The sequence below is a fragment of the Arthrobacter sp. MSA 4-2 genome, from assembly GCF_016405885.1.
Taxonomy (GTDB): domain Bacteria; phylum Actinomycetota; class Actinomycetes; order Actinomycetales; family Micrococcaceae; genus Arthrobacter_D.
Genome location: NZ_JAEKGC010000012.1, coordinates 109,649 through 136,366 on the forward strand (window position 1 = coordinate 109,649; position 26,718 = coordinate 136,366).

At 69.0% G+C, this 26,718-nt stretch carries 21 protein-coding genes, 1 tRNA gene and 1 pseudogene; 16 read left to right on the top strand and 7 right to left on the bottom strand.

From position 1 onward, the window contains the following. The first annotated feature begins 87 nt into the window (after positions 1–87). The 3 genes from I6N91_RS13940 (at position 88) to I6N91_RS13950 (ending at position 2,835) form a co-directional block, all read left to right on the top strand. Entirely contained in the window at positions 88–657 is a 570-nt protein-coding gene (locus tag I6N91_RS13940) for an SIS domain-containing protein (RefSeq protein WP_307843365.1), read from the top strand. Then, positions 654–2,015, top strand: coding sequence for a PfkB family carbohydrate kinase (locus tag I6N91_RS13945; protein ID WP_198813618.1), 1,362 nt, complete (start codon positions 654–656; stop codon positions 2,013–2,015). The genes I6N91_RS13940 and I6N91_RS13945 overlap by 4 nt, the downstream gene beginning before the upstream one ends. 73 nt (positions 2,016–2,088) lie before the next feature. Beyond that, on the top strand, positions 2,089–2,835 hold the full coding sequence (locus I6N91_RS13950; protein WP_198813619.1) for an SDR family oxidoreductase: 747 nt from the start codon (positions 2,089–2,091) through the stop codon (positions 2,833–2,835). On the opposite strand, the gene I6N91_RS13955 is transcribed toward I6N91_RS13950, so the two are convergent. Further along, the gene (locus I6N91_RS13955; RefSeq protein WP_198813620.1) at positions 2,801–3,958 is read right to left on the bottom strand and encodes a glycosyltransferase family 9 protein; all 1,158 of its coding nucleotides are present in this window, start codon (positions 3,956–3,958) and stop codon (positions 2,801–2,803) included. The genes I6N91_RS13950 and I6N91_RS13955 overlap by 35 nt on opposite strands. 231 nt (positions 3,959–4,189) lie before the next feature. Here I6N91_RS13955 and I6N91_RS13960 point away from each other — a divergent pair, with 231 nt between their 5' ends. The 4 genes from I6N91_RS13960 (at position 4,190) to I6N91_RS13975 (ending at position 9,194) form a co-directional block, all read left to right on the top strand. Further along, positions 4,190–5,593, top strand: a complete 1,404-nt coding sequence (locus I6N91_RS13960) for an aldehyde dehydrogenase (protein WP_198813622.1) — start codon at positions 4,190–4,192, stop codon at positions 5,591–5,593. Beyond that, the gene (rfaE2, locus tag I6N91_RS13965) at positions 5,593–7,089 is read left to right on the top strand and encodes a D-glycero-beta-D-manno-heptose 1-phosphate adenylyltransferase (RefSeq protein ID WP_198813623.1); all 1,497 of its coding nucleotides are present in this window, start codon (positions 5,593–5,595) and stop codon (positions 7,087–7,089) included. The genes I6N91_RS13960 and rfaE2 overlap by 1 nt, the downstream gene beginning before the upstream one ends. A 136-nt stretch (positions 7,090–7,225) precedes the next feature. Next, complete coding sequence (locus tag I6N91_RS13970; protein WP_198813625.1) at positions 7,226–7,417, top strand: DUF2795 domain-containing protein; 192 nt, start codon at positions 7,226–7,228, stop codon at positions 7,415–7,417. Between the two features lie 160 nt (positions 7,418–7,577). Then, positions 7,578–9,194: an MFS transporter gene (locus tag I6N91_RS13975; protein WP_198813627.1), complete on the top strand. Its 1,617-nt coding sequence runs from the start codon at positions 7,578–7,580 to the stop codon at positions 9,192–9,194. A 19-nt stretch (positions 9,195–9,213) separates the two neighbouring features. Here the strand turns inward: I6N91_RS13975 and I6N91_RS13980 are convergent, their stop codons facing one another. The 3 genes from I6N91_RS13980 to I6N91_RS13990 all read right to left on the bottom strand — a co-directional run bounded on the left by I6N91_RS13980 (position 9,214) and on the right by I6N91_RS13990 (position 11,648). Next, positions 9,214–9,450 carry a hypothetical protein gene (locus I6N91_RS13980; RefSeq protein WP_198813628.1) on the bottom strand — a complete coding sequence of 79 codons (237 nt, stop codon included), beginning with the start codon at positions 9,448–9,450 and terminating at the stop codon, positions 9,214–9,216. A gap of 353 nt (positions 9,451–9,803) precedes the next feature. Next, a tRNA-Lys gene (locus I6N91_RS13985) sits at positions 9,804–9,876 on the bottom strand. Positions 9,877–9,977: 101 nt separating this feature from the next. Continuing rightward, positions 9,978–11,648, bottom strand: coding sequence for a PAS domain-containing sensor histidine kinase (locus I6N91_RS13990; protein ID WP_198813629.1), 1,671 nt, complete (start codon positions 11,646–11,648; stop codon positions 9,978–9,980). 180 nt (positions 11,649–11,828) lie between these two features. On the opposite strand from I6N91_RS13990, the gene I6N91_RS13995 reads away from it, so the two are divergent. Further along, positions 11,829–12,794 carry a 2-hydroxyacid dehydrogenase gene (locus I6N91_RS13995; RefSeq protein ID WP_198813630.1) on the top strand — a complete coding sequence of 322 codons (966 nt, stop codon included), beginning with the start codon at positions 11,829–11,831 and terminating at the stop codon, positions 12,792–12,794. A gap of 3 nt (positions 12,795–12,797) precedes the next feature. On the opposite strand, the gene I6N91_RS14000 is transcribed toward I6N91_RS13995, so the two are convergent. Then, the gene (locus I6N91_RS14000) at positions 12,798–13,265 is read right to left on the bottom strand and encodes a hypothetical protein (protein WP_198813631.1); all 468 of its coding nucleotides are present in this window, start codon (positions 13,263–13,265) and stop codon (positions 12,798–12,800) included. Positions 13,266–13,464: 199 nt separating this feature from the next. Between I6N91_RS14000 and ilvD the strand changes: the two genes are divergently transcribed. From ilvD to metG, 7 genes are all read left to right on the top strand, one after another. After that, positions 13,465–15,165: a dihydroxy-acid dehydratase gene (gene ilvD / locus I6N91_RS14005; protein ID WP_198813632.1), complete on the top strand. Its 1,701-nt coding sequence runs from the start codon at positions 13,465–13,467 to the stop codon at positions 15,163–15,165. 368 nt (positions 15,166–15,533) lie between these two features. Further along, positions 15,534–17,414, top strand: a complete 1,881-nt coding sequence (locus I6N91_RS14010) for an acetolactate synthase large subunit (protein WP_198813633.1) — start codon at positions 15,534–15,536, stop codon at positions 17,412–17,414. A gap of 2 nt (positions 17,415–17,416) precedes the next feature. Next, positions 17,417–17,929: an acetolactate synthase small subunit gene (ilvN, locus tag I6N91_RS14015; protein ID WP_120165272.1), complete on the top strand. Its 513-nt coding sequence runs from the start codon at positions 17,417–17,419 to the stop codon at positions 17,927–17,929. A 61-nt stretch (positions 17,930–17,990) separates the two neighbouring features. Then, positions 17,991–19,016, top strand: coding sequence for a ketol-acid reductoisomerase (gene ilvC, locus I6N91_RS14020; protein WP_120165273.1), 1,026 nt, complete (start codon positions 17,991–17,993; stop codon positions 19,014–19,016). Between the two features lie 161 nt (positions 19,017–19,177). Further along, entirely contained in the window at positions 19,178–20,767 is a 1,590-nt protein-coding gene (serA, locus tag I6N91_RS14025) for a phosphoglycerate dehydrogenase (protein ID WP_198813634.1), read from the top strand. Between the two features lie 51 nt (positions 20,768–20,818). After that, on the top strand, positions 20,819–21,742 hold the full coding sequence (locus tag I6N91_RS14030; protein ID WP_198813635.1) for an acetamidase/formamidase family protein: 924 nt from the start codon (positions 20,819–20,821) through the stop codon (positions 21,740–21,742). A gap of 67 nt (positions 21,743–21,809) precedes the next feature. Next, positions 21,810–23,381, top strand: coding sequence for a methionine--tRNA ligase (metG, locus tag I6N91_RS14035; RefSeq protein WP_198813636.1), 1,572 nt, complete (start codon positions 21,810–21,812; stop codon positions 23,379–23,381). Between the two features lie 18 nt (positions 23,382–23,399). Here the strand turns inward: metG and I6N91_RS14040 are convergent, their stop codons facing one another. Together I6N91_RS14040 and I6N91_RS17525 are read right to left on the bottom strand one after the other, a co-directional pair. Next, a complete protein-coding gene (locus I6N91_RS14040) occupies positions 23,400–23,936 on the bottom strand; it encodes a hypothetical protein (protein WP_198813637.1) in 537 nt (178 codons plus the stop codon). Between the two features lie 62 nt (positions 23,937–23,998). Continuing rightward, positions 23,999–25,687 (bottom strand): ATP-binding protein, encoded by a 1,689-nt coding sequence (locus I6N91_RS17525; protein ID WP_198813638.1) that lies wholly within the window; start codon positions 25,685–25,687, stop codon positions 23,999–24,001. A gap of 391 nt (positions 25,688–26,078) precedes the next feature. On the opposite strand from I6N91_RS17525, the pseudogene I6N91_RS17220 reads away from it, so the two are divergent. Then, positions 26,079–26,718, top strand: a pseudogene (locus tag I6N91_RS17220) (hypothetical protein); the annotation flags it as partial.

Here is a 26,718-nt window from a genome sequence, read left to right on the forward strand (position 1 = left end):
CTCGGAACCCTGCCGGCGCACGACCGGGACCTTCCGGCCGGACTCGAGGGATTTTCCGACGAGCGGCATGCGCACTCCCTCAAGGCCGTGGTGGACCACCTCGCGGCGGTCCTTCCCGCCCTCGAATCCCTGCGTGCCGAGGCGGACCACCTCGCCCGCTGGGGCGTGGAGCTGGCCGGGCGCCTGCTGGCCGGGAGCCGGCTGCTCGCCGCAGGAAACGGCGGGTCGGCTGCCGAGGCGCAGCACCTCACCGCCGAACTGGTGGGGAGGTTCGACGGCGAGCGCGAGCCGTTCTCCGCGATCTCCCTCCATGCCGAGAGCTCGGCGGTGACCGCGATCGCCAACGACTACGGGTACGACCAGTTGTTCGCCCGCCAGGTGCGCGCCCACGGCCGGCGCGGCGACGTGCTGATCCTGTTGAGCACGAGCGGGAAAAGCCCGAACCTGCTGCACGCGGTGGAGGCGGCCCGGGCGGCGGGCATCACCACCTGGGCCCTCACCGGTTCGGCGCCCAACCCGCTCAGCTGCTGCGTCGACGACTACGTTGCGGTGGAGGCGGCCTCGGCTAACGCCCAGGAGGGACACCTGATCGCCCTGCACGCACTCTGCCGGGCGTTCGATTCGGAAGTGCGCCGGTACCGGGAGGAACGCTCATGAGGGTCCTGGTGATCGGCGATGTCCTCCTCGACGCCGACCTGTCCGGAGCGGCGGAACGCCTCTCCCCGGACGCCCCTGTGCCGGTCGTCGACGTCGACACCGTGCAGCGGCGGGCCGGCGGCGCCGGGCTGGTGGCGCGGATGCTCCAGCGCGACGGCCACGACACCGAACTGGTCACGGTGCTCTCCGACGACGACGCGGCGGTCCTCCTGCGTGCCGAGCTCGAGGGGATCACCGTGACCGCCGGCCCGTCCGGGGCCCCGACCCCGGTGAAGACCCGGGTCCGTGCCGCCGGGCACCCCGTGGTGCGCTTCGATGAGGGGTGCGCGCCGGCGCCGGTGCCGGCCTGCACCCCGGAGATGGCGGCCGCCCTGGAGCGCGCCGAAGCGATTGTGGTGGCCGACTATGGTCGGGGGCTGCTGCTCAACAAGGAACTTCGCCGGGCGCTGGCGCAGCAGGTGGGAAGGGTCCCGGTGGTCTGGGACCCCCACCCGTCGGGGGCCGACCCGCTGCCCGGAACCTCTGCGGTGACGCCCAACTTCGCCGAGGCGCTCCGGTTCGCCGGGGTCGACGGCGAGCGGACCGCCGCGGCCGCCGAGGCCGCCGACCGCCTGCGCACGCGGTGGAAGGCCCGGGCCGTGGTGGTGACCCTGGGGGAGCGGGGTGCGCTGGTCTCGGCGGAGGATGCCCTGGCCCAGGCCGTTCCCGCCCCGAAGGTCACGGCCCCCGATCCCTGCGGCGCCGGCGACCGCTTCGCCGCCACCCTCGCTGTCGCCCTGGCCCGCGGGTACCCCCTTGACGCCGCCACGCAGGAGGCGGTGGAGGCCGCGGCCGCTTTCCTCGGCGCCGGCGGGGTCTCTTCCCTCCGCGCCGTCCGGGAACCGGAGGTGCTCGCCGTCCCCGGCGTGGACGCCCTCGACACGGCCCGGCGGACGCGCGAAGCGGGCGGCACGGTGGTGGCCACCGGAGGCTGCTTCGACCTGCTCCACGCCGGCCATGCGCGTACCCTCGCCGCCGCGCGGGGGCTGGGCGACTGCCTCATTGTGTGCCTGAACTCGGATGCCTCCGTACGCCGGCTCAAGGGCGAAACCCGGCCGATCATGCAGCTTCAGGACCGGGTGGAGCTGCTCCTCGCCCTCGAGTGCGTCGACGCGGTGCTGGTCTTCGAGGAATCGACCCCGGAAAACGCCCTCGAACGCCTTCGGCCGGACATCTGGGTCAAAGGCGGCGACTACGCCGCAGCCGACCTGCCGGAGGCGCGCCTCGTCGCCGGCTGGGGAGGCAGGACCGTCACCGTTCCCTACATTCCGGCCCGTTCCACCACGAAACTCGCGGCTGCACTGGCCCGCGTGGGCTGAGCGGCCCCGCCCTGATGACGGCCCGGTCGATCCGCCGGGCCGGGAGCACCTCCGCAGCAACCGAAAGGAAGAAATGACCACTCCATCAACTGAACAGACCAATCCAGCGACCGAACACCGGTCCCCGGCCGCGGCCAACCCCGGACGGGTGCTCGTCACCGGGGGAAACTCCGGCCTCGGAGCCGCCGTCGTGGAGGCCGTCCTGGCCGCCGGCGGCACCCCGGTCGTCCTCGACCTCGACGTCAGCCGGGTCTCCGGGGTCAAGGCCTTCGAAGTCGATGTGGCCGACCGGAGCGCGGTCGAAGCCGCCGTCCGGGAGGCGGGAGAAACGCTCGGCGGCCTCGACGCGGTGGTGACCGCCGCCGGCATCGACCGCTGCGGCAAGCTCGAAGACGTCCCGGCCGAGCAGTGGGAGAAGGTCCTGGGCGTCAACCTGCTCGGCACCGTCTCCACCGTCCGGGCCGCCCTGCCGTACCTCCTGCCCGTCCACGGTCGGGTGGTGACGATCGCCTCGACCCTCGGCATCCGTGCGGTGGCCGACGCCACCGCCTACTGCGCCTCGAAGTTCGGCGTGGTCGGCTTCTCCCACGCCCTCGCGGCCGAAACCGCCGGCCGGATGGGGGTCACCACCATCATCCCGGGGGGCATGAAGACCCGCTTCTTCGACGACCGCGACGAACAGTACAAGCCGCAGGACGACTCACGGCTCAACGACCCCGAGCGGGTGGCCGCCGCCATCCTGTTCGCCCTGTCTCAGCCGCGGGGCTGCGAGGTGCGCCAGATGCTCATCTGCCACGAAGAGGAAGGTTCGTGGCCATAAGCTGCCGTACATCTTCGTAGACGGCCTCCGGCCGGACGGCGCCCACCAAGGAATCGTCGTGCTCGCACCGTTCGGCCGTCCAGCCCACCTGGGTCACGTCCACGCCGCAGGTGGCGCAGACGGTGACCCAGGCGAAGTGGACGCGGTGCAGCGCGCGGCCGATGGCACCGGCATTGATGACGTTTCCGATCCAGTAGACCCCGACGGTCGGGGCGCCCACGGCCTGCGCGAGGTGGCGGGGTCCGCTGTCGTTGCCGACAACCACGGTGCTTGCGGCAAGCACCCCGGCCAGCTGGCCCAGGTCGAGGTCTCCGGCCAGCGAGGTGATTGAGGCCCCCGGCGCCTGCCCGCGTGCGAGCCGAAGGATCTCCTGTGCGGCCGGGCGGTCGGTTTCATCTCCGACGACGAGGACCCGGGCCCCGTCGGCGGCCGCGAGGGCGGCCACTGCGGCAAAGGATTCCGCCGGCCAGCGCCGGCGGGGATCCGTCGCGCCCGGATGGAGGGTGACCAGCGGGCCGTCGCCGGGCATGAGCCGGGCGGCGTCGTCGAGTTCGTCGGCCCGTACCGTGATCCGCGGCTCGAGGATCCGCGGTTCGGCCCCCGCGAGGCCGGCAACCTCAAGGGCACGGAAGACCTCGTGCTGGTAGTAGACGTAGGGAATCGTGCGCTCGAGCGCCGCGGCGTCGGGGGTCCGGGTTCCGACCGTGTGCCGGGCGCCCAGGCGGAGCAGGAATGGATTCGAGTTGCGCCCCCCGCCGTGGATCTGGACGGCCAGGTCGAATTTCCGCGCGGCCATCCGGTCGAAGAACTCCTCCACCGCCAGCGGGTCGGCCGCCCCCTCGCGGACGCCCGGTGCCACCGGAAGGATCTCGACGTCGGATACCGGCCCGGGGCGGTCCCTGAGCAGCGCGGCGGCGAGCGGGGTGCCCAGCAGGGTGATGCGTGCCTGGGGGTACCGGGCCTGGAGGGCGTCGATGGCGGGCACGGCGAACATCAGGTCCCCGAGGCCTCCGCCGCGCAGCACCGCGATGCGTTGGACATCCTCGAAGGCCGGACTTACCGGCCCGACTCCCCGGGCGGTCGCGTCGATGCCTTCGGCCACCGCCGGTAGGGCGTGGTTCATGATCCCCTCCTGATTCGCCTCCGGGCCGCATCCCGGGTCCGTCCCGGCGTCGACGCGCCGTCTCCGCCGGCCGTGTTGAGGAAACCATAGGGTCCGGTAGAGACGCAGGACAATTTCTAAATCTCCGCGCCGGGGCTGTGTAAACGCGTGGACGCCGGGGTATTGGTCTAGCTACCCGCCGGAATTCGAGAGCCGCCGCGGGCCGGCCCGGAGAACCTGCCAAGGAGCGCGATGTCCACCAATTCCCACGTCGATTCGCCCCCAGGGGCCGACGCGATCACCGTGCTGGATCCCCGGGACGGGACGGTTGTTGGAACCCTCGTACCCTCAACGCCGGAGCAGGTGGAGATCGCCCTGTCCCTGGCCCGCACCGTCCACCCCGAGTGGGCGGCCACCGACCCGGCGGTCCGCGGCCGGCACCTGCGCTCGGCCGCCGATGCCCTCAGGGCCGCGGCGCCGGAGCTTGCGGAGCTGAACGCGCGCGAGACGGGACGGCCGGTGGAGGAGGCACTGGGCGGGGTGCACGCAGGGGTATCGGCTCTTGAGCAGTACGCCGAACTGGGGCCGGTGCACCGGGGTCACGCCCTTCGCGGGGCGGTGCTCGCGGCGGACTACACAGTGGCCGAGCCCCGCGGAGTCGCCGTCCTGCTGACCCCCTGGAACGACCCGGTGGCCGTCGCGGTGGGGTTGATCGCGGCGGCGCTGGTGACGGGCAACACCGTGGTGCACAAGCCAAGTGAGCGCTGCCCCCACCTCGGGATGCGGCTCGGGGAGGTCCTCTCCCAGGCCTTCCCCTACGGGGTGCTCATCACCCTCACCGGCGGAGCCGAGGTCGGGGCCCTCCTGACCCGGCAGGGCGGAGTCGACGTCTTCGCCCACGTCGGCTCGAGCGCCACGGGGGAGCGCATCGCCCGGGCCGCTGCGCTGACCGGTACGCATGTGCTGCGGGAGAACGGCGGCAATGATCCGCTCGTCATCGACGCCGACGTCAATCCGGTGTGGGCCGCGGAGCAGGCCGCGGTCGGTGCCTTCGCCAACAGCGGGCAGATCTGCACGGCCGTTGAGCGGATCTACGTGCACCGCGAAATTTCCGGGCGCTTCGCCGAGGCGCTCGTCGAGCAGGCCCGGCGCCGCAACGACAGCGGAGCGTTCCCCCCCCTCGTTGACACCCGGCTGCGCGAGGAGGTCCACGCCCAGGTGTCCGAGGCCATCACCTTCGGCGCGGTGCGGGCCATCGGGGGGAGGATCCCGGAGGGCCCGGGCGCCCACTACCCGGCCACGGTGCTCCTGGGCTGCACCGAGGTGATGCGGGTGATGACCGAGGAAACCTTCGGACCGGTTGCCCCCGTGAGCTTCGTCGAGAGCTTCGAAGAGGGCCTGGCCCGTGCGGCGTCCGGCCGGTACGGGCTCGCCGCGACCGTGCTGACCGGCAGCATCGCCAACGCCCAGCGGGCCGTCGCCACCCTTCCAGTGGGCACCGTGAAGGTCAACGCCGTCTTCGGCGGCGCCCCCGGCGGCTCGGCCCAGCCGCGGGGCATCAGCGGCGAGGGGTTCGGCTACGGGCCCGAACTGCTCGACGAATTCACCCGCGTCAAGGTGGTGCACATCAGTTCCCCTCCGGCGGGAAAACCCTGATGGGCGGCCTCGAGGAGGTCCGCGGCCTGGCCGGCTGGGTTCCGCTGAGCATCGCCGGGATATCGCCGGTCATCACAGTGGTGGGCGATGTGATGCTCGACGGCTGGTTCAGCGGCACCATCGAGCGGCTCTGCCGGGAGGCTCCGGCCCCGGTGGTGGAGCTCGACCGCCGGGACTACGCGCCGGGCGGCGCGGCCAATACCGCGATGAACCTCGCCGCACTCGGCGCCCGGGTGCGCCTGTGCGGGCTCACGGGCGCCGACGAGGCCGGTGCTCGACTGCGCGGGCTGCTCGACGCGGCGGGCGTGGACGTCACCCACCTCGTCGAGGATCCGGCCATCACCACGACCACCAAGTACCGCATCCTCGGCGGCGACCAGGTGCTGCTGCGCCTCGATGAGACCCCCCGGAGCGTGCCGGCCGGTGCCGCTGCGCGGGTGGCCGCCGAGGCTGCGGCCGCGGTCGGGGGCAGCGACGCCGTCATCGTGTGCGACTACGGTTCCGGTGTCCTCGACGGGCAGGTCCGCGACGCGCTCGCCGCCGCCCCGGGGGACCGGCTGACCCTCGTCGACGCCCACGACCCGGCGGCGTGGGCCGCGCTGCGCCCCGATCTGGTCACGCCCAACGCCCGTGAGGCGGCGGGACTGCTCGGGGAGCGGCTCGACCCGAGGGGAGACCGGGCCCAGGCGGTGCGCGAGCGCAGCGCCGAGCTGCTCGAGGCCAGTGGAGCGGCCGCCGTGGTCGTGACCCTCGACCGGGACGGCACGGTCCTGCTGACCGCTGACGGGGAGTTCCACCGCACCTGGGCGAGGCCCGCCACCGAGAAGCAGGCCTCCGGTGCGGGGGACACCTTCGTGGCCTGCCTGGCCGCCGCCCGCGCCGCCGGGCTGCCGCTGACCACAAGCCTTGACCTCGCCCAGGCGGGCGCCGACATCGTGGTGCACCGCGCCGGCACCTCGGTCTGTTCGGCGGCTGACCTTGCCCAGCACCTCGGCAGCTTCGCGGGGACGGCGCTCGAACCGGACGAGCTGCTGCAGGCCATCCGGCGGGAGCGGGCCGAGGGACGGAGGATTGTGCTCACCAACGGCTGCTTCGACGTGCTCCACCGCGGCCACACGGCCTACCTCAACCAGGCCAAGCAGCTCGGCGACGTGCTCGTCGTCGCCGTCAACGACGACGACGGCGTGCGGCGGCTCAAGGGCCCCGACCGCCCCATCAACCCGGCCGCCGACCGGGCCGGTGTGCTGGCCGCCCTGAGCTGCGTCGACTACGTCACGGTGTTCAGCACCGACACCCCGGTGCCCCTGATCGAGGCCCTGCGCCCGGACATCTACGCCAAGGGCGGCGACTACTCCGAACAGATGCTCGCCGAGACACCGGCCGTGGAGGCCTGCGGCGGGTCGGTGCGGATCCTCGACTACGTTCCCGAACGGTCCACCTCGGCGGTGCTGCGGAAAATCCGCGGGCCGGGCCCGGTGGTGGAGGGCGCGTCGTGACCCGGCGCTGGTCGGGGGACTGGGGCGTGCCGGCCGGGGCCGCCGACCCGGAGATCGACGTCCTCATACCTTCACAGACGCTGCCGGGGTGATCCTCGGCCAGTGAATCGATCCATCAACAGAAGGGATGTACGCAATGGCCAATCCAAGCCCGATCGATATCCAGAAGGCGCTCGGAGGGATCGACTACCCCGTATCCAAGGACGACCTGGTGAAGCACGCGGAGGGCTCAGGCGCCGGTGACGAGGTGATGCAGACCCTGCGGGGGCTGCCCGACCGGGAGTATGACTCCCCGACTGACGTCAACAAGGAGGCCTCCAACTCCTGAGCACCCGCTCCGGCCGGGGCGGAAGTGAAGCCCTCCCGGTGCCCGGGAGCCGCCGCGTCATGCTGGCCGGTTCCCGGGCACCTTCCTTGTTTGGCTTTCCGGTGGATGGGACACTGACTCTTGGCAGCCGCTGGGAGGCCTGCCGGGAAGCAGAGAATCCATGAACGAGGTTGTACGGTTCGGGTCGGCGTCAGGCCGCTGGCTGTTGCTGGCATCCATCCTGGGGTCGGCAATCGCGGGAATCGACGCCACGGTCGTCAACGTGGCGCTTCCCGCGATCGGCGAGGAATTCGATGCCCCCTTCGAGGTCCTGCAGTGGACGATCACGGCCTACACGCTGACCCTGGCCGCCTTCATCCTGCTGGGCGGATCGCTTGGCGACCGGTACGGCCGCAAGCGCGTGTTCGTCATCGGCGTCGTATGGTTCGCCGTGGCCTCGCTGCTGTGCGGGCTGGCCCCCAATGCCGGCACCCTGATCGCCGCGCGCGCCCTGCAGGGAATCGGAGGGGCCCTGCTGACCCCGGGCAGCCTTGCCATGATCCAGGCGTCATTCGTCTGGGAGGACCGCGCACGCGCCATTGGCGCCTGGTCGGGCCTCGGAGGTGTGGCGACTGCCATCGGGCCTTTCCTGGGCGGCTGGCTCGTCGAAAGCGTCTCCTGGCGGTGGATCTTCCTCATCAACGTGCCGATCGCCGCCGTCGTCGTCGTCATCTCCCACCGCCACGTCCCGGAAACCCGCAACCCCTCGGCCACCGGCACCCCGGACTACCTCGGCGGTCTGCTGGGGGCGGGGGCGCTGGGAGGCTGGACCTACGCGCTGATCGACATCCCAACCGCCGGGCCGCTGGCCGCGCCGGTGGTCACCGCGGCCGCATTCGGCACGGTGTGCACCATCGCTTTCTTCATCACGGAGAGCAGGCTGCCCCGGCCCATGCTGCCGCTGGGCATTTTCGCGGTGCGCCAGTTCAGTGCCACGAACGCCGTCACGTTCCTGATCTACGGCGCCTTCGGGGGCATCTTCTTCCTGCTCGTGGTCCACCTGCAGGTCGTCGCCGGGTTCTCTCCGCTCGCGGCGGGAATCGCGCTGCTGCCGGTGACTGTGCTGATGCTCCTGCTGTCCTCCCGGGCCGGCGCGCTGAGTGTACGCATCGGGCCCCGGTTTCCCATGGCGGCGGGCCCGGCCATCTGCGCGGTAGCCGCGCTGATGATGATGGGCATCGGCGAGGGGGCGTCCTACTGGATCGACGTCCTTCCCTCGGTTGTCGTCCTTGGGCTCGGACTTTCCCTGCTGGTCGCGCCGCTGACTTCCACGGCGCTGTCCTCGGTGTCCGACGCGCAGGCCGGCCTCGCCTCCGGCGTCAATAACGCGGTCGCCCGCGCCGCAGGCCTTCTCGCCATCGCGGTGCTTCCGGCCCTCGCCGGACTGTCAGGGGACGCATACACGGACCCGCCGGTCTTCGCCGAGGGGTTCCGGTTTGCGGCGATGGTGTGCGCCGGGGTCCTTGCCGCGGCGGCGGTCCTGGCCGCAGTCACGATCCGCAACCCCGCACTACCCGAAGGGGCGGAGCGGGCACCGACGCCGAAGCCCGCAGACGCCGCCGCCACCGGTGCTGAGACCGCCGACGCCGGCGGTGCCAGGACCGCCCGCGCTGCCGGTGCATGGACCACCGGGTCCGCTGTGACCGGTGCCGCGACCCTGCGCCACTGCGCGGTGGACGGGCCACCGGCGGCTGTGTGCGCGGCGGTGCAGGAGTCGCGCCACCACCCCGACGACTAGCGCCGCGGGCGCTGCCGCACTACCGGTCGGGCTGCTGCGGACGCTCGCGCCTCATCCAGATGATCACGACGTATAGGACGATGCAGGCGACGATGATGCGGCCGAGGTTGGGCCCGGACAGCGCCGTGTCGATGACGATGATGGCGAGAATGATGCTGCCGATCACGATCCGTGCCGTGGAGCGCCCGCCGTTGCGCGGCAGCTGCGGCCAGGGATGGAAGTCGAACCCCTGCGGGTCGTCGGCGTTGGATTTCACGCGGAGCTCCTGAAGGCCGGGAGGAGTCGATTGCGGCCCCACGGGTTGCGCTGTGGCGTCGCACTTACCTTACAACGAACGGAACCCGGCAGCTGGCGAGAGCTTGCCGGGTTCCTCGAAGCCCGCTGGGAGCTTCTGTCTTAAGCATAGACGCAGCCGGGCCCCGCCCGTGACCACCGGCCGCGGGGTCTCCGCCGGCCGGGTCCGGGCATGGATCGGGTATGGGCCGATCCAGCCGGCGATTTTCAGCACGCTTCACGGCCGGCCATGCGTCGAACGGCGGGCCCGTCTCACGGCAAAAGAAAAGCGGCTCCTGCCCGACATGATGTCGGGCAGGAGCCGCTTTTTCCCTGTGCACCCCCCGGGACTTGAACCCGGAACCCATTGATTAAGAGTCAATTGCTCTGCCAATTGAGCTAGAGGTGCGTGGCGTTGAGACGGTCTTTTTTGCGAGTCCGTGTCATCCGCAACAGCATGAAACTCTACCAGCACTCCTGCGGAATCGAAAAATCGAGGTGGCCGGCCGCTCAGTTCATGCTCAGGGCCGGCTGCTTCAGGGGCAGGCAGAAGGTCATGGATGTGCCCTCGCCGAGCCGGCTCCGGCACTCGATTGCGCCGTCGTGCTGGTCGATGATCTCCTTTACGATGGCCAGGCCCAGCCCCACGCCCGGGATCGCCGCACGCACCGCCTCCGGGCTGCGGAAGAACCGGGTGAACACGTTGCTGCAGTCGGCCTCGCTCATCCCCATCCCGGTGTCGGCCACCGTGCACAGCAGCCGGCCGTCCTCGGACCGCGCGTGAACCGTTATGGTCCCGCCGCGCGGCGAATACTTGATCGCGTTGGAGATGAGGTTGTCGAGCACCTGCCCGATCTTCCCGGGGTCGCACACCACCCGCAGGCCGTCCGCCAGATCGGTGTCGAGCACGACCCCCGCCTCGATCGCACGGGGCGTCGCCGAGGCGATGGCCTGGGAGACCACCTGGACGAAGTCGGTGGGGGAGGGATCCAGGGCCGTCGGGCCGTCGGCGGTCCCCAGCAGGTCGTTGACCAGTCCGAGCAGGCGCTGGGCGTTGCGGGAGACGACGTCGAGGCCGGCCACCATCGGCGCGGGCGCACCGTCGACACCGGAGAGCATCTCCACGTAGCCGACGATCGAGGTCAGCGGGGTGCGCAGTTCGTGGGTGATGTTGGAAATGAAGGCCTGCTTCGCGTTCAGCGCCGACATCAGTTCGGTCACGTCGCTGAAGGTGACCACCGTGCCGTCGTGGCGCCCGTCGTCGGACTTCATCCGGGCCGCCGACGCCGAGAGGGTTTTCTGCTCCGGGCCGGCGCCGATCCGCACCACTTCCTTCGAGAAGGTCTCGCCGCCGACCGCCCGGTACAGCGGACGCCGTTCCGGCGGCAGGACGGTGGTTCCGTCCTCCTCGAACATGGGGGCGGCGGCCTCGCCGTGGACGGCGCCGGCCGGCGCGGCGGTGGAGGGCATCAGCCGCCGGTGCTTCTGGTTGGCGAGAATCTCCTTGCCGGAGGAGTCGACGGCGAGCACCCCAACATCGACGGCGTTCACGACGGTGTGGAGCAGCCGTTCGCGCCGGGCGCTGGCCTGAAGGAGCGAGCGGAGTTCGGCATCCTTGGTCTCAAGGATCCTCCGCTGGTTCCTGAAGCCTCCGGTGATGGCACTGATGGTGATGCCGATGGCCAGCATCATGATGGGCAGGAGCATGGGCCGGGCCAGTTCCTCGGCGGTGACGGGCCCACGCAGGAACTGCGGCACCCACACCACGGCCAGCGAGCCAAGTACTCCGGTGAGGATCGCGGCGCGGGGGTGGATCCCCGAGGCCGTCAACCAGATGACCGGGAAGGCGGCGAGGAGCCCGAGGGCGGTGAATTCGGTGCCGGCTCCTTCGCGCATCAGCGCGATCGGGACGAATTCGAGGACCGGTATGGTGAGGGTCGCGGCCGGGGGGAGGCGGTGCCACGGGACGGCGGCGCAGAGCACGAGCAGCAGCAGGTGCATCAGCATGCACAGCTGCAGCAGGGTCCCGGCAAGGAGGGCCGGCGCAAAGATGGCCACCACGGCCAGCAGGATCAGGGCCGTCGCGGTCAGGGGCACCTGGCTGAGCAGCATCCGACGGCGCGGGGAAAGCCGTTCGAAGCGCTCCGGGTTGAACGTGAGGTAGGACAGGGCTCGATCCAAGCTGCGGCTCCGGAGGTGGTTGAACGGAAGTGGCTGAACGGTGGTGGCTGAGCGGGGGTGGGCAGGCGGCAGCTCAGTCGCAGGCGGCGCCGGTCCTTGTATGATCACACACGCCTGCGCAGCGGCGGTGCCGCCGCACCGGCGGTGCTCCGGTGCGGCGGCGGCAGTTAAGCTGGGCCGATGGAGACCAGCGGTAGGCCCGGACACGCGATTCGAACCCTCACCGTCCCCTCGGAGGAGCTGCGTGAGGCCCTCGCCCCCGCCGCAGGTGCCCTCCGGCTGGCGGTCTGGGACTTAGACAGCGCCCCTGCCGGGGTTGACCCAGCGGAGGTCGACGCCGTCGTCCTTCCATACACCGGCAGTCCAGACCTGCGCTCCGCCCTGCCCACGGTGCCGGGCCTGAAGCTCGTTCAGACCCAGACCACGGGCTACGACGGGGTGACCGACCTCGTCGGGCCAGGTGTCGGCATCGCCACCGCCTCGGGAGTCCATGCCGCCGCGACCGCCGAGCTCGCCGTCGGCCTGGCATTGGCCTCGCTGCGTGGGATCGACGACGCCGTCCGCAATCAGCGCGAGGGACTGTGGCGGCCGCGGCGGTACCCGGGGCTGGCCGACCGGCGCGTGCTCCTGGTCGGCGTGGGCGGCATCGGCCGGGAGATTCAGCGCCGCCTCGAGGCCTTCGACGTCATCCTCACCCGGGTCGGCAGTTCCGCCCGCGACGACGAGGCCGGGCACGTCCATGCCGCCTCGGAGCTCGTGGCATTGGCGCCCGCCCACGACGTGGTCATCGTCATCACGCCGTTGACGGAGGCGACCCAGGGGCTGATCGGGGCCGAGGTGCTCGCCGCCCTTCCGGACGGCGCCCTGGTGGTCAATGTCGCCCGCGGCCCCGTGGTTGACACCGACGCGCTGACGCGGGAGGTGGTGGCGGGCAGGCTGCGCGCCGCCCTGGACGTCGTGGATCCCGAGCCGCTGCCGGCGGACCACCCGCTGTGGCGGGCCCCCGGTGCGCTGATCACCCCGCACGTCGGAGGCAATTCCGGGGCGTTCTGGCCCCGCATCGTCCGGCTCCTTGAACGCCAGCTCCAGCTGCTGGGCAGCGGCGCCGCCCCTGAGAACCTGGTCCAGCGCGGTCCGTGGGCGTAGGGGCTAGGCGAGCCCGATGAAGGCCTCCATGAAAGCATCGAAATCGATGCGGTCGACGTCCTGCTCGAGGACGATGCCGTTGCCCGGACCGACATCCAGCACGGGCTGGTCCTCGACGGCGAAACGGAAGACCTTTCCGGTGCTGGTGCCGACCTCGTAAGTGTTGTCGTCCCACATGGTCGCATGCGCCAGATTCGTCATATTCACCTCCACCGGGGAACCGGCGCCGCTTAGGTCGGCGACGCGGACCGGGGCGATCATGAGCTCGGCCGGCTTCCAGCGGTAACCGAGCACATAGGACGTCCCGTCCGGAGCGGGGAGCTCCCCCTGCTCCGGCTCCTCCGGCGCGGCAAAGACGAGGTTGTAGGCGCCGTAGTTCGGGATCTGCGAATCGAAGATGCGGCGGAGGGCGTTCTTCAGCCCCTGGCCGCCGGAAAGATGCTCTGGGGAGGATGCTGGCTCGGACGTCATGTTCCGCCAAGGAGTTAGGTGCCGGCTGGTGGGTCGGCCGCGGCATCGAACCCCCACGACCCGCGGGCGCTCGCCCACTGCGGCCGATTCTACCGGAGGCACCTTCCAAGTGGACGGTTGACGGCCGCGAACCGCCGGGCGGTAACAGCCCGGAAACAGAAAACAGGAACCCGCGACGGTTACCCATAGACTTTCAGGCATGACCTCGACTACCCCTGACATCAAGCCAAGAAGCCGTGCGGTAACCGACGGAATCGAGCGGGCGCCGGCGCGCGGAATGCTGCGGGCCGTCGGCATGGGCGACGACGATTTCGTCAAGCCCCAGATCGGCGTTGCCAGTTCCTGGAACGAGATCACCCCCTGCAACCTCTCACTCAACCGGCTCGCCCAGGGAGCCAAGGAGGGCGTGCACGCAGGCGGTGGATTCCCCATGCAGTTCGGCACCATCTCCGTCTCCGACGGCATCTCCATGGGCCACGAGGGCATGCACTTCTCCCTCGTCTCCCGCGAGGTCATCGCCGACTCGGTCGAGACGGTTATGGAAGCCGAGCGCATCGACGGCTCGGTCCTCCTCGCCGGCTGCGACAAGTCCCTGCCCGGGATGCTCATGGCTGCTGCCCGCCTCGACCTGGCCAGCGTCTTTCTCTACGCCGGGACGATCATGCCCGGCTGGGTCAAGCTCGAGGACGGCACCGAAAAGGAAGTCACCCTGATCGACGCGTTCGAAGCCGTCGGTGCCTGCGCCGCCGGGAAGATGTCGGTGGGGGACCTCACCCGCATCGAGAAGGCGATCTGCCCCGGTGAGGGCGCCTGCGGCGGCATGTACACCGCGAACACCATGGCCTGCATCGGTGAGGCACTCGGTATGTCCCTGCCCGGCTCCGCCGCCCCGCCCTCCGCGGACCGCCGCCGCGACCACTTCGCCCGCCAGTCCGGCGAGGCCGTCGTGAACCTGCTGCGCCTCGGCATCACTGCCCGCGACATCATGACCCGCAAGGCCTTCGAGAACGCCATCGCCGTCACCATGGCCTTCGGCGGTTCGACCAACGCCGTCCTTCACCTCCTCGCCATCGCCCGCGAGGCCGAGGTCGACCTCACCCTCGACGACTTCAACCGCATCGGCGACCGGATTCCCCACCTGGGCGACCTGAAGCCCTTCGGCCGGTACGTCATGACCGACGTCGACCGGGTCGGCGGCGTTCCCGTGATCATGCGTGCACTGCTCGACGCCGGGCTCATCCACGGCGACGCACTGACCGTCACCGGCAAGACCGTGGCCGAGAACCTCGCGGAGATCAACCCGCCGGACCTCGACGGCAAGATCCTGCGGGCCATGGACAATCCCGTCCACAAGACCGGCGGCATCAGCATCCTCAAGGGATCCCTCGCCCCCGAAGGCGCCGTGGTGAAGACCGCAGGGTTCGACGCCTCCATCTTCGAGGGAACCGCCCGTGTGTTCGAACGTGAGCAGGGGGCCCTGGCCGCCCTCGCCGAAGGCGCCATCAAGGCCGGCGACGTCGTCGTCATCCGCTACGAGGGACCCAAGGGCGGCCCGGGCATGCGCGAAATGCTCGCCATCACCGGGGCCATCAAGGGCGCAGGGCTCGGCAAGGACGTCCTCCTGGTCACCGACGGGCGCTTCTCCGGCGGCACCACCGGCCTGTGCATCGGGCACGTGGCCCCCGAGGCGGTCGACGGCGGTCCCATCGCGTTCATCCGCGACGGCGACCACATCCGCGTCGACATCCCCAACAAGAGCTTCGACCTGCTCGTTGACGAGGCCGAGCTGGAAGCCCGCAAGGTCGGCTGGGAGCCGCTGCCGGCCCGTTACACCAAGGGCGTCCTGGCCAAGTACGCGAAGCTGGTCCACTCGGCCTCCGAGGGCGCCTACTGCGGCTAGAAACCTCCGCGTGCTCCGTGTGCTGTGAGTGCACGGAGCACGAGGTCGCACGGCGCCCCGGCGTCGTGTCGACCACCGGCCGCCGAGTCAGTTAGTGTCCACTAACTGGACGCCTTGTCCAGCATGTGAGACAGCGGGGAGTGCTGTTGACACTGCACAACCCGTACGAGGAGACTTCAAACATGCAGTCAGTGAACGTAATCGTCGTCCTTACCAAGCGCGTGGCCTAAAGCCCGACCGGTAGACCCTACGTCACGCGCAACCCCTCACCAGCCCACCAGGCGGAGGGGTTTTTTGTTTCCACAGGACAAATCGCGCACCAACTGTCCAGCACGTCAATGCAGTACACGTTCCGAAGGAAGTTTCAGATGTCCAAGGGATCGCCCATCAGCCCGGCGCTGATGGCAGCAAGGCCGGCCGCTCCTGCAGCCCCTGGCAGGGACACTGCCCACCCGGTGCAGGTAAGCGCAGTCCGGGGACCCAACAACGTTGTGCCCCCCACCGAAATGCTCGGCTCCTCGGCGATCGTCCGGTCCCTTGAAGAGCTCGGCGTCGACGACATCTTCGGACTTCCCGGCGGAGCCATTCTGCCGACCTACGACCCGCTGATGGCCTCCACAAAGCTCCGCCACATCCTCGTCCGGCATGAGCAGGGCGCGGGGCACGCCGCCCAGGGCTACGCCATGGTCACCGGCCGCCCGGGAGTCTGCATCGCCACCTCCGGTCCCGGCGCAACGAACCTCGTCACCGCCATCGCGGACGCCCACATGGACTCGGTGCCCCTCGTCGCCATCACCGGTCAGGTCGCGAGCGCCGTCATCGGCTCGGACGCCTTCCAGGAGGCGGACATCGTCGGCATCACCATGCCGATCACCAAACACTCCTACCTAGTCACCAATGCCAACGACATTCCCCGCGTGCTCGCCGAGGCCTTCCACATCGCCTCGACCGGCCGCCCCGGACCGGTGCTCGTCGATATCGCCAAGGACGCCCAGCAGGGCAAGATGACCTTCTCCTGGCCGCCGAAGATCGACATCCCCGGCTACCGCACGGTCGTGCGCGGACACTCCAAGCAGGTCCGGGAGGCCGCCCGCCTGATCGCCGGTTCCACCCGGCCGGTCTTCTACGTCGGTGGCGGAGTCATCAAGGCCCACGCCGCCGCGGAGCTGAAGGAACTGGCCGAGCTGGTCGGCGCGCCGGTCGTCACCACGCTCATGGCCCGCGGTGTGTTCCCGGATTCCCACCCCCAACACGTCGGTATGCCCGGCATGCACGGCTCCGTCTCGGCCGTCACCGCCCTGCAGCAGTCCGACCTGCTAATCACCCTGGGCGCACGCTTCGATGACCGGGTCACCGGAGTGCTCTCCAGTTTCGCGCCGGGCGCCAAGGTCATCCACGCGGACATCGACCCCGCGGAAATCTCCAAGAACCGCACCGCCGACGTGCCCATCGTGGGATCGGTCAAGGAGATCATCCCCGAACTCATCACCGCCGTCCGCGAGCAGTACGACGGCGGGGCAGCCCCCGACATCTCGGCCTGGTGGAACACCATCAACCGGCTCCGCGAGACGTACCCCATCGGATTCACCCAGCCCGACGACGGACTCTCGGCGCCCCAGCAGGTCATCAAGCGCATCGGTGAGCTCACCGGCCCCGAGGGAGTCTATGTTGCGGGCGTCGGCCAGCACCAGATGTGGGCCGCCCAGTTCATCCAGTACGAACGCCCGCACGCCTGGCTCAACTCGGGCGGGCTCGGCACGATGGGCTACTCGGTTCCGGCCGCCATGGGCGCCAAGGTCGGCAACCCCGACCGGGTGGTCTGGGCCATCGACGGCGACGGATGTTTCCAGATGACCAACCAGGAGCTCGCGACCTGCGTCATCAACAACATCCCGATCAAGGTCGCGGTCATCAACAACTCATCGCTCGGCATGGTCCGGCAGTGGCAGACCCTGTTCTACGAGGGCCGGTACTCCAATACGGACCTGAACACCGGGCACGACACCGTCCGCGTCCCGGACTTCGTCAAGCTCGCCGACGCCTACGGGTGCGCCGGGCTGCGCTGTGAGCGTGACGAGGACATTGACGCCACCATCCAGCAGGCCCTGGCGATCAACGACCGGCCCGTCGTCGTTGACTTCGTCGTGAGCCGCGATTCGATGGTGTGGCCGATGGTGCCCTCCGGGGTCAGCAACGACCTCATCCAGATCGCCCGCAATATGACCCCCGTCTGGGAGCAGGAGGACTAGCCATGACCCGTCACACGCTCTCAGTACTCGTCGAGGACGTCCCCGGCGTCCTGACCCGCGTCGCGAGCCTTTTCGCCCGCCGCGCCTTCAACATCAACTCCCTCGCGGTCGGCCCCACCGAGATTCCCGGCATGTCCAGGATGACCGTCGTGGTCGAGGCGGAAGGGGACCTGCTCGAGCAGGTCACCAAACAGTTGAACAAGCTCATCAATGTCATCAAGATTGTCGAGCTCACCTCCGAACAGTCGGTGCAGCGTGACCACATCCTGGTCAAGGTGCGCGCCGACGCGGCAACCAGGCTGCAGGTCACCCAGGCCGCCGACCTGTTCCGGGCCTCCGTCGTCGACGTGTCCACCGACTCGTTGATCATCGAGGCCACCGGCACCCCCGAGAAGCTCAGCGCCCTCCTGTCGGTGCTCGAGCCGTTCGGGGTGCGGGAGATCGTCCAGTCCGGCACCCTCGCGATCAGCCGCGGGGCGAAGTCGATGAGCGATCGGGCGCTCCGCAGCGCCTGAGCCCGCAACGCCCTTTTCACCCACCAAGTTTTCCAGGTAATCCACTAGAGGAGATATCCACGTGACCGAGTTGTTCTACGACGACGATGCCGACCTTTCCATCATCCAGGGCCGCACCGTGGCCGTCATTGGCTACGGCAGCCAGGGCCACGCCCATGCGCTCAGCCTGCGCGACTCCGGCGTCGATGTGCGCGTCGGGCTGAAGGAAGGATCGAAGTCACGTGCCAAGGCCGAGGCGGAGGGCCTCCGGGTCCTCTCCGTCGCCGAGGCCACCGCCGAGGCCGACCTCATCATGATCCTCACCCCGGACCAGGTGCAGCGCCACGTGTACGCGGAGGACATCGCGCCGAACCTGCAGGCCGGCGACGCCCTGTTCTTCGGCCACGGCTTCAACATCCGCTACGGCTACATCCAGCCGCCGGCCGACGTCGACGTCGCCCTCGTCGCACCCAAGGGCCCCGGGCACATCGTGCGCCGCGAGTTCGAAGCCGGGCGCGGGGTTCCCGACCTGATCGCCGTCGAGCAGGATCCCTCGGGCAAGGCCCGTGAGCTCGCGCTGTCCTACGCCAAGGCCATCGGCGGTACGCGGGCCGGCGTCATCGAGACCACCTTCACCGAGGAGACCGAGACCGACCTCTTCGGCGAGCAGGCAGTGCTCTGCGGCGGCGCGTCGCAGCTCATCATGTACGGCTTCGAGACCCTCACCGAGGCCGGGTACAAGCCCGAGGTCGCCTACTTCGAGGTGCTGCACGAGCTGAAGCTCATCGTCGACCTCATGGTCGAGGGCGGCATCGCCAAGCAGCGCTGGAGCGTTTCCGACACCGCCGAGTACGGTGACTACGTATCGGGCCCGCGCGTCATCGATCCGTCGGTGAAGGAAAACATGAAGGCGGTGCTTGCCGACATCCAGAGCGGTGCCTTCGCCAAGCGGTTCATCGATGACCAGGACGCCGGAGCCCCGGAGTTCGCCGCCCTGCGCAAGAAGGGCGAGGACCACCCGATCGAGAAGACCGGACGGGAACTGCGGAAGCTGTTCTCCTGGATCCAGACCAACGACGACTACACCGAAGGTTCGGTCGCCCGCTAGGCGCCGGGGCAGCCCCACGCTGCCCGCCCCCGCTGGGGAACCAATCAGGACACGAAGGCCGGGCTCACTGCTGAGTAACATAGCGGGCCCGGCCTTTCCTGCACCCTAAGCTGGCCGTACACTCCACCCGCCCCGCATTGCAGCAGTGAAGGAACATTCCTGTGGAAAAACCCGTAGTTCTCCTTGCCGAAGAACTCTCGCCCGCCACCGTCGCGGCCCTCGGTCCGGACTTCGAGATCCGGAACACCGACGGCGCCGACCGCGCCCAGCTCCTCGCGGCCCTGGGCGACGTCGACGCCGTCCTGATCCGCTCGGCCACCCAGATGGACGCTGAAGCCATCGCGGCCGCGCCGAAGCTCAAGGTGATCGCTCGGGCCGGGGTGGGCCTGGACAACGTGGACATCAAGGCGGCCACGCACGCCGGCGTCATGGTGGTGAACGCGCCGACCTCGAACATCATCTCGGCCGCGGAGCTGACCGTGGGGCACATCCTCAGCCTCGCCCGGAACATTCCGCAGGCCAGTGCGGCGCTCAAGGCGGGGGAGTGGAAGCGCTCCCGCTACTCCGGCATCGAGCTTTACGAGAAGAAGATCGGGATCATCGGCCTGGGCCGCATCGGCGCCCTCGTCGCCGCGCGCCTGCAGGGATTCGGGACCGAAATCCTCGCGTACGACCCCTACGTGACCTCCGCGCGGGCCGCCCAGCTGAACGTGCGGCTCGTGACCCTCGACGAGCTCCTCACCGAGGCCGATTTCGTGACCATCCACATGCCCAAGACCCCCGAGACCGTGGGCATGCTCGGCGAGGAGGCGTTCGCGAAGATGAAGAACAGCGCGTACGTCGTCAATGTCGCGCGGGGCGGATTGATCGACGAGCCGGCGCTCCATGCGGCGCTGGAGCGCGGCGAGATCGCCGGCGCCGGCGTCGACGTGTTCGTCGCCGAGCCGAGCACCGACCTTCCCTTCTTCAAGCTCGACAATGTGGTCGTCACCCCGCACCTCGGTGCCTCAACCGCCGAGGCCCAGGAAAAGGCGGGCGTCTCCGTTGCGAAGTCGGTCCGGCTCGCCCTCGCCGGGGAGCTCGTGCCCGATGCCGTCAACGTCGCCGGCGGCATCATCGACCCGGCCGTCCGCCCCGGCATCCCGCTCATGGAGAAGCTGGGCCGGATCTTCACGGCACTGACCCACGATTCGCTCACCCAGATCGAGGTTGAGGTCGCCGGCGAAATCTCCTCACTGGACGTGAAGGCCCTTGAACTCGCAGCGCTCAAGGGTGTCTTTACCGACATCGTCTCGGATCAGGTGTCGTACGTGAACGCCCCGGTGCTCGCGGAGCAGCGCGGAATCGCCACCCGGCTGACGACGACGCCGGAGTCGGAGGAATACCGCAACGTCCTACGGATCCGCGGGGCGCTCTCGGACGGATCCCAGATCTCGGTCGCCGGAACCCTCACCGGCCCCAAGCAGATCGAGAAGCTCGTCGGCGTCAACGGGTACGACCTCGAGATCCCGATCAGCGAGCATCTCCTGGTGCTGCTGTACACCGACCGCCCCGGCGTGATCGGCGCCCTTGGCCGGCTGCTGGGCGAGAAGGACATCAATATCGCGGGCATGCAGGTGGCACGGAACAAGGAGGGCGGGCAGGCGCTGTCCCTGCTGACGCTCGACAGCGCGGTTCCCCAGGACGTGCTCGACGCCGTCAAGGCCGAGATCGGCGCGACAGTGGCGCGCGAGGTCGACCTGCAGTCCTAGAAGTACACCCAGCCCGTACGCTCGACCTCGAGCCGTCCCGAAAGGAGGCCAATGGCGGTCCACACCCTGCCCGCCGGACGCGGCACGGTCCTCCAGTCGTTCAACCGATCGGTTCCTCCCGTGCTGGAGGTCGACCCGGGCGACACGGTCGTGGTGTCCTCCTTTGACGCCTCGGGCCATCTGGAGGCCCCGACGTCGCCGGGAGAGGCGAAACCGCTGATGTTCCCCGACCGCCTGGGCCACTGCCTGACCGGGCCCATCGCGGTCCGGGGAGCTGTGCCGGGTGACGTGCTCGCGGTGTCCTTCACCGCCCTGACGCCGGGGGAGTGGGGATGGACGATTGCCGGCCACCGCCGGGACGCCCTCGCCCGTGTCCTCGGGATGGAAGAGGCCGTGGCCCAGTGGCTCCTGTGGGACCTCGATCCCGGACAGGGCACGGGAGTGAACCAGCTGGGGCATGCCGTCGGGCTAAGCCCGTTCCTCGGCGTCGTCGGCATGCCACCCAACGAGCCGGGGGACTTCCCGACAGTCCCTCCCCGGGCTGCCGGCGGCGGCAATATCGACTGCCGCGAACTCACCGTCGGGTCGGTCCTCTACCTGCCGGTGACCGTACCCGGGGCGATGCTCTGCGTGGGCGACGGGCACGCCCGCCAGGGGGACGGGGAAGTGGGCGGTACGGCGATCGAGTGCCCCATGACCTCGGAGCTGGTGCTGGACCTGGCGGAGGATCCGGCACTGCAGTCGATCCATGCGGTCACACCCACCGCCCGGATCACCTTCGGGTTCGACTCCGACCTGAACGCGGCCAGCGCCGAAGCCCTTGGCGCGATGCTGACGTGGATGGAGGCCCTGTACCGGCTGGATCGGACGAAGGCCCTGGCGCTGGCGAGCACCGTGGTCGACCTGCGCGTCACGCAGATCGCCAATGAGGTGTGGGGCGTCCACGCAGTGCTCGGCCGGGACGCGCTGCGGTGAGCCGCCCCACCCTGGCCACGCTTGGAACGGAATCGGGTTTCGACGGCGGACAGGGTAATTTCGTAGAGTGACTTCTCCCGGTTCAAACACTCCGTTCTACATCACTACGGCGATCTCCTACCCCAACGGCGTCCCGCACATCGGCCACGCCTACGAGACGATCGCCACCGACACCATGGCCCGGTTCAAGCGGCTTGACGGCTATGACGTCCGCTTCCTCACCGGCACGGACGAGCACGGGCTGAAGATGCAGCAGACGGCGGACAAGGAAGGCATTCCGGTCCGGGAACTGGCAACGCGCAACGCGAAGGCCTTCCGGGCGATGAACGACTCCCTCGGGATCTCCTACACACGCTTCATCCGCACCACCGACGAGGACCACTATGCGGCCGCCTCGGAGATCTGGCGCCGGATGGAAGCGAACGGGGACATCTACCTGGACAAGTATTCGGGCTGGTACTCCGTGAGGGATGAAGCCTTCTGGCCGGAGGACGAGACCGAACTGCGCGAGGACGGCATCCGCTACGCCACGGAGACCGACACCGAGGTCACGTGGACCGAGGAAGAGAGCTACTTCTTCCGGCTGGGTTCCTACCAGCAGCGGCTCCTCGACTTCTACGAGAAGAACCCCGAGTTCGGCGCGCCCCAGTCCCGCTTCAATGAGGTCATCAGCTTCGTACGGGGCGGTCTGCAGGACCTCTCGATCAGCCGCACCACCTTCGAGTGGGGAGTGCCGGTACCCGGCAATGAGAAGCACGTCATGTACGTCTGGGTGGACGCCCTCACCAACTACCTCACCGGTGTCGGGTTCCCGGATACGGAGTCGGAGTCCTTCCGGAAGTACTGGCCCGCCGACGTCCATGTCATCGGCAAGGACATCTCGCGCTTCCACGCCGTGTACTGGCCGGCGTTCCTCATGTCGGCAGGGCTCGAGCTGCCCAAGCGCGTCATGATCCACGGCCACCTGCACAACAAGGGGGTCAAGATGTCCAAGTCGCTGGGCAACGTCGTCGCACCGCAGGACTGGGTGGAGCAGTACGGTCTGGATCAGGTCCGCTTCTTCCTCCTGCGCGAGGTTCCCTTCGGCGCGGACGGCTCTTACAGCCACGAGGCGGTCGTGGGCCGGATGAATTCGGACCTGGCGAACAACTTCGGCAACCTCGCCCAGCGCTCCCTGTCGATGGTGGCCAAGAACTGCGCCGGGCTCGTGCCCTCACCGGGTCCCTTCACCGAGCCCGACGCCGCGCTGCTCGCCGACGCCGGGGCACTCCTGGAGACGTGCCGGTCGGCCTTCGAGAAGCAGGAGTTCTCCCGTGCGCTGGAGGCGATGTGGACCGTACTGGGGGACACCAACGCCTACTTCGCCGAGCAGCAGCCGTGGGTGCTCCGCAAGACCGACCCAGAGCGCATGAACACCGTTCTCTATGTGACCCTTGAAGTGCTGCGCATCGTCGCAGTGCTGTCCCAGCCGGTGATGCCGACGAGCGCCGCCCGGCTCCTCACGGTGCTGGGACAGGGCACCTCTGACGCCGACCCGCTGCGGTCCTTCTCCGCCCTCGCGACGGCGCTGCAGCCGGGCACCGAACTGCCGGCCCCGACCCCGATCTTCCCGAAGTACGAGGAGCCGAGCGAGGGATAGCAGCCGGGCCGCAATGCCCTAGTTCGAGAAGAACCGCTCGACGGCCGTCTCCCGCATGATCCGGGCGACCGTCTGCTGCTGTTCCCGGGCGGCCTTCAGGAGCCGCTCAAGCTCAGTGGGATCCAGTGCCGGTTCACGCCTGCCGGCGGGCGTGTCAGCCACGAACAGCAGGGTGTCCCAGAGCGCTTCCTTGCCGCGCAGAAGGGCCTGGAGCGCTTCGAACTCCAGTTGGGCTCCCTCGCCGGATCTCCGCCGCAGGAGGTTGATGGGGTTCACGGACGAGATCAGGGCGCCGCTGTGGGCTGCCGCCATTTTGAGCCTGCCGGGACGGTGTCCCAGCGCGTGGATGAGCCGTACAAGTGTGTCCCGTTCGCCGGAGATACCGCGCGCCAGGTCGGCGAGCTCGGCGCCGCCTGCGGTGCCGTCCCAGGATCGGCTGGCCGCTTCGAAGAGGCGGACTCCGTTCGTCGCACCCAGCAGATGGGTGTCGAGGTAGGCGAACAGAGTTTCTTTATCGAGGCGTGTCCGGTCGGGCGCCTGCTCATGATCGTTCATATACCTATCCTCTTCGATCCTTGGCAGGGCGCAAATCGGAGCCACCGCCAAATGGCGGGCCGCTAGCTGCGGGAGGCGACCGGAGATGGAGCCTTCAGCGGCATTTCGATGCGCACCGTGGTCCCTTCGCCGACGGTGGAGTTGACGGTGATTGAACCGTTGTGGGCAGTCACTGTCCGTTGCGCTATCGCCAGTCCAACCCCGGCGCCGGGAACGGCGCCGTCGGTGGCGTTCGAGGCGCGAAAGAAGCTTTCGAAGAGGCGCGGGATGTCCGCTTCGGGGATCCCGATACCGGTGTCGCGCACGACCACTTCGGCCGGACCGGCGGCGGAACGGCAGACGGTGTTGAGCTCGACCACGCCGCCCGGGCCGGTGAACTTCACGGCGTTGGAGATGACAAGCCCAACTGCTTCCTTGAGCTGGTCGTAGTGGCCGGCGACGAGGATGTTCTCTTCACTGGGTGGGCAGCGAAGGGTCACGTTCTTCGCCGCAGCAGCGGCGGAAAGGTCCCCGGCGGCTGCGGAAACGACATGGCCGAGGTCCACGGAGAGGTGGCCGTGCGGCTCGTCGAGCGTGGGGGAAAGGGCCGTGATGTTCTCGATCAGGTCGCGGAGCCGGGTGGTGTTGCGCTCGACTGTCTCGAGCATGCGCCGGGCTCCTTCGGGCAGCGGACCGCCGGAGCCGTCGAGGATCATCTCGAGATAGCCGGCCATTGAGGCGAGCGGTGTGCGCAGTTCGTGGTTGACCGTTCCCACGAAGTCGCTCTTGGCCTTATTGAGGCGCCGGAGTTTCTCTACAGCCTGCTGCTGCCGCGCGATCAGCTGACCCTGGATCAGGCCGTGGGCGAAGTTGCCGAGCACGTGCTGGGTCAGCGAATTCTCCACCGGGGTCCACTCAAGGGGCCGGTGGTTATTGATCAGCCAGACAAGCCCGAACGGCGTGGTGCCCTCCCCAAGGGCGACGACGACGCCGCTCGTGATGCCGGAGAGGTCCTCGAGATCCTCGAAGACCGACGTGCCCGCCGATGCCGGGTCGCCCGCAGGAGGGAAGCGTTCGCCGGTGGAGCTCTCCCACAGCCGGAGCGCCAGGGCCTTGGCCCTCCCGGAGTGGGCCAGGGACGGAACTTCCATTGGGTCAGCGTCTGCGCTCGACCAGTGTGAACTCAGGTCCGCCACGCGGTCGTCGGGGAAGATCTGGAGGAAGACCGAGTCCGAGCCCAGCGCGCGGCCAAGCCCGGCGAGGAAGTTCCCGACCATGGATTCGAGGCTGTTGGCGGCGCGGATGTCTGCGGAGATTTCGCGCATCCGTTCGCGCAGCAGCGACGCAGACTCGCGCTGCACCCGGTGCTGGCGGCGTCGGGCGATGGCGGACGCCGCGCGCTGAATGATCTCGCGCTCCTGATATGGCCGAAAAACGAAATCGGTGATCGGATTCTCAAGCAATCCTCCGGGCTCCAGCGGCGCGCTGTCGGGCAGGAGGAGGATGACCGGAAGTCCGGCGAAGCGGGAATCGGATTCGAGGACGCCAAGGAGTGCGCGGCTGCTTTCGTCCGCCAATTGAAGGTCGAGGAAAACAATGTCGGGCGTGCTTTGACGGAGGGTCCCCAGAAGGGCCGAACCTGAACTCACCGGGACCGCGGCGTAGCCGGCCTGCTGCAAAATGGCGCAGAGATCTTGGCCGTCCTCATCGCTTGGCGATGCGACGACCGCTGTGCCGCCGAATCCGGCCCAGCTAACGTCTTGCTTGCTCACGGCGTCCCTTCCCCATGTCGCTTGCGCTCACACTATCCGAAGCCCTGTCCAGTGTCAGGCCCAAGCGTGCCGGGTAGATGGGTCGATACCCAATCGGAGTTCAAAGTACGCGCTTTTTCACTGCCACGTACTTTCCAACACGGTAAGCGTAGCAATTCGAGTAATTACTCGGAGTCCTCCAAAACAGTCGAGTATTGACCACTCGCGACTATCCCCCGGGCCATTTCTAGCCTGAGTAAGTAATCAAGAACTGATGATTCTGCTGGGGAAACGTCAAGATTTTGAGTCGGTCTCACACGGCAATCGAGCGGTCCTGTGCAACGCCCTGCGACACCGCATTTCAGCCCCCCAGGAGTGGTCAGTTAAGCCCCCATCTGGTTGGAGAGCTGTCATGAAATCAATCCTTACAACTGTCGGGCTCGTGGGCTTCGCCTTCGCTGCCACCACGGCTCCCGCCTACGCTGCACCGCCTACGCAGAATAATGCCTGCCACTCGGCAGGCGTCACTGGCATCGGCGCACAGGCCAAGGCCGGCAATGGGGCCAACTGTTCCGGTGGCGACCAGGGGGGAGTTCCGGTGCAGCCGGCGACGCCTGCCCAGCCGACGACACCGGTCGCTCCTGTGGAGCCTGTGGTGCCTGCGGTGCCGGCTGGTCCGGTGGTCCCCGCAGAGCCCGCCGTTCCGGTGGCGCCTATCACTCCTGCCATCCCAGCGGTCCCGGCTACTCCAGTCGACGCCGTCGTTCCTGCCGTTCCGGCAGTCCCGGCTGAAACTGCTCCGGCGGAGCCGATCGTTCCCGCTTCTCCGGACCAGGCAGGCAATGCAACCGGAGGCAAGCCAAACGGGGGGAATCCCGGCGGCGGCAACGGCGGCGGCGACAACCCCGGCAACGGCGGCGACAACCCCGGCAACGGCGGCGACAACCCCGGCAACGGCGGCGACAACCCCGGCAACGGCGGCGACAACCCCGGCAACGGCGGCGACAACCCCGGCAACGGCGGCGACAACCCCGGCAACGGCGGCGACAACC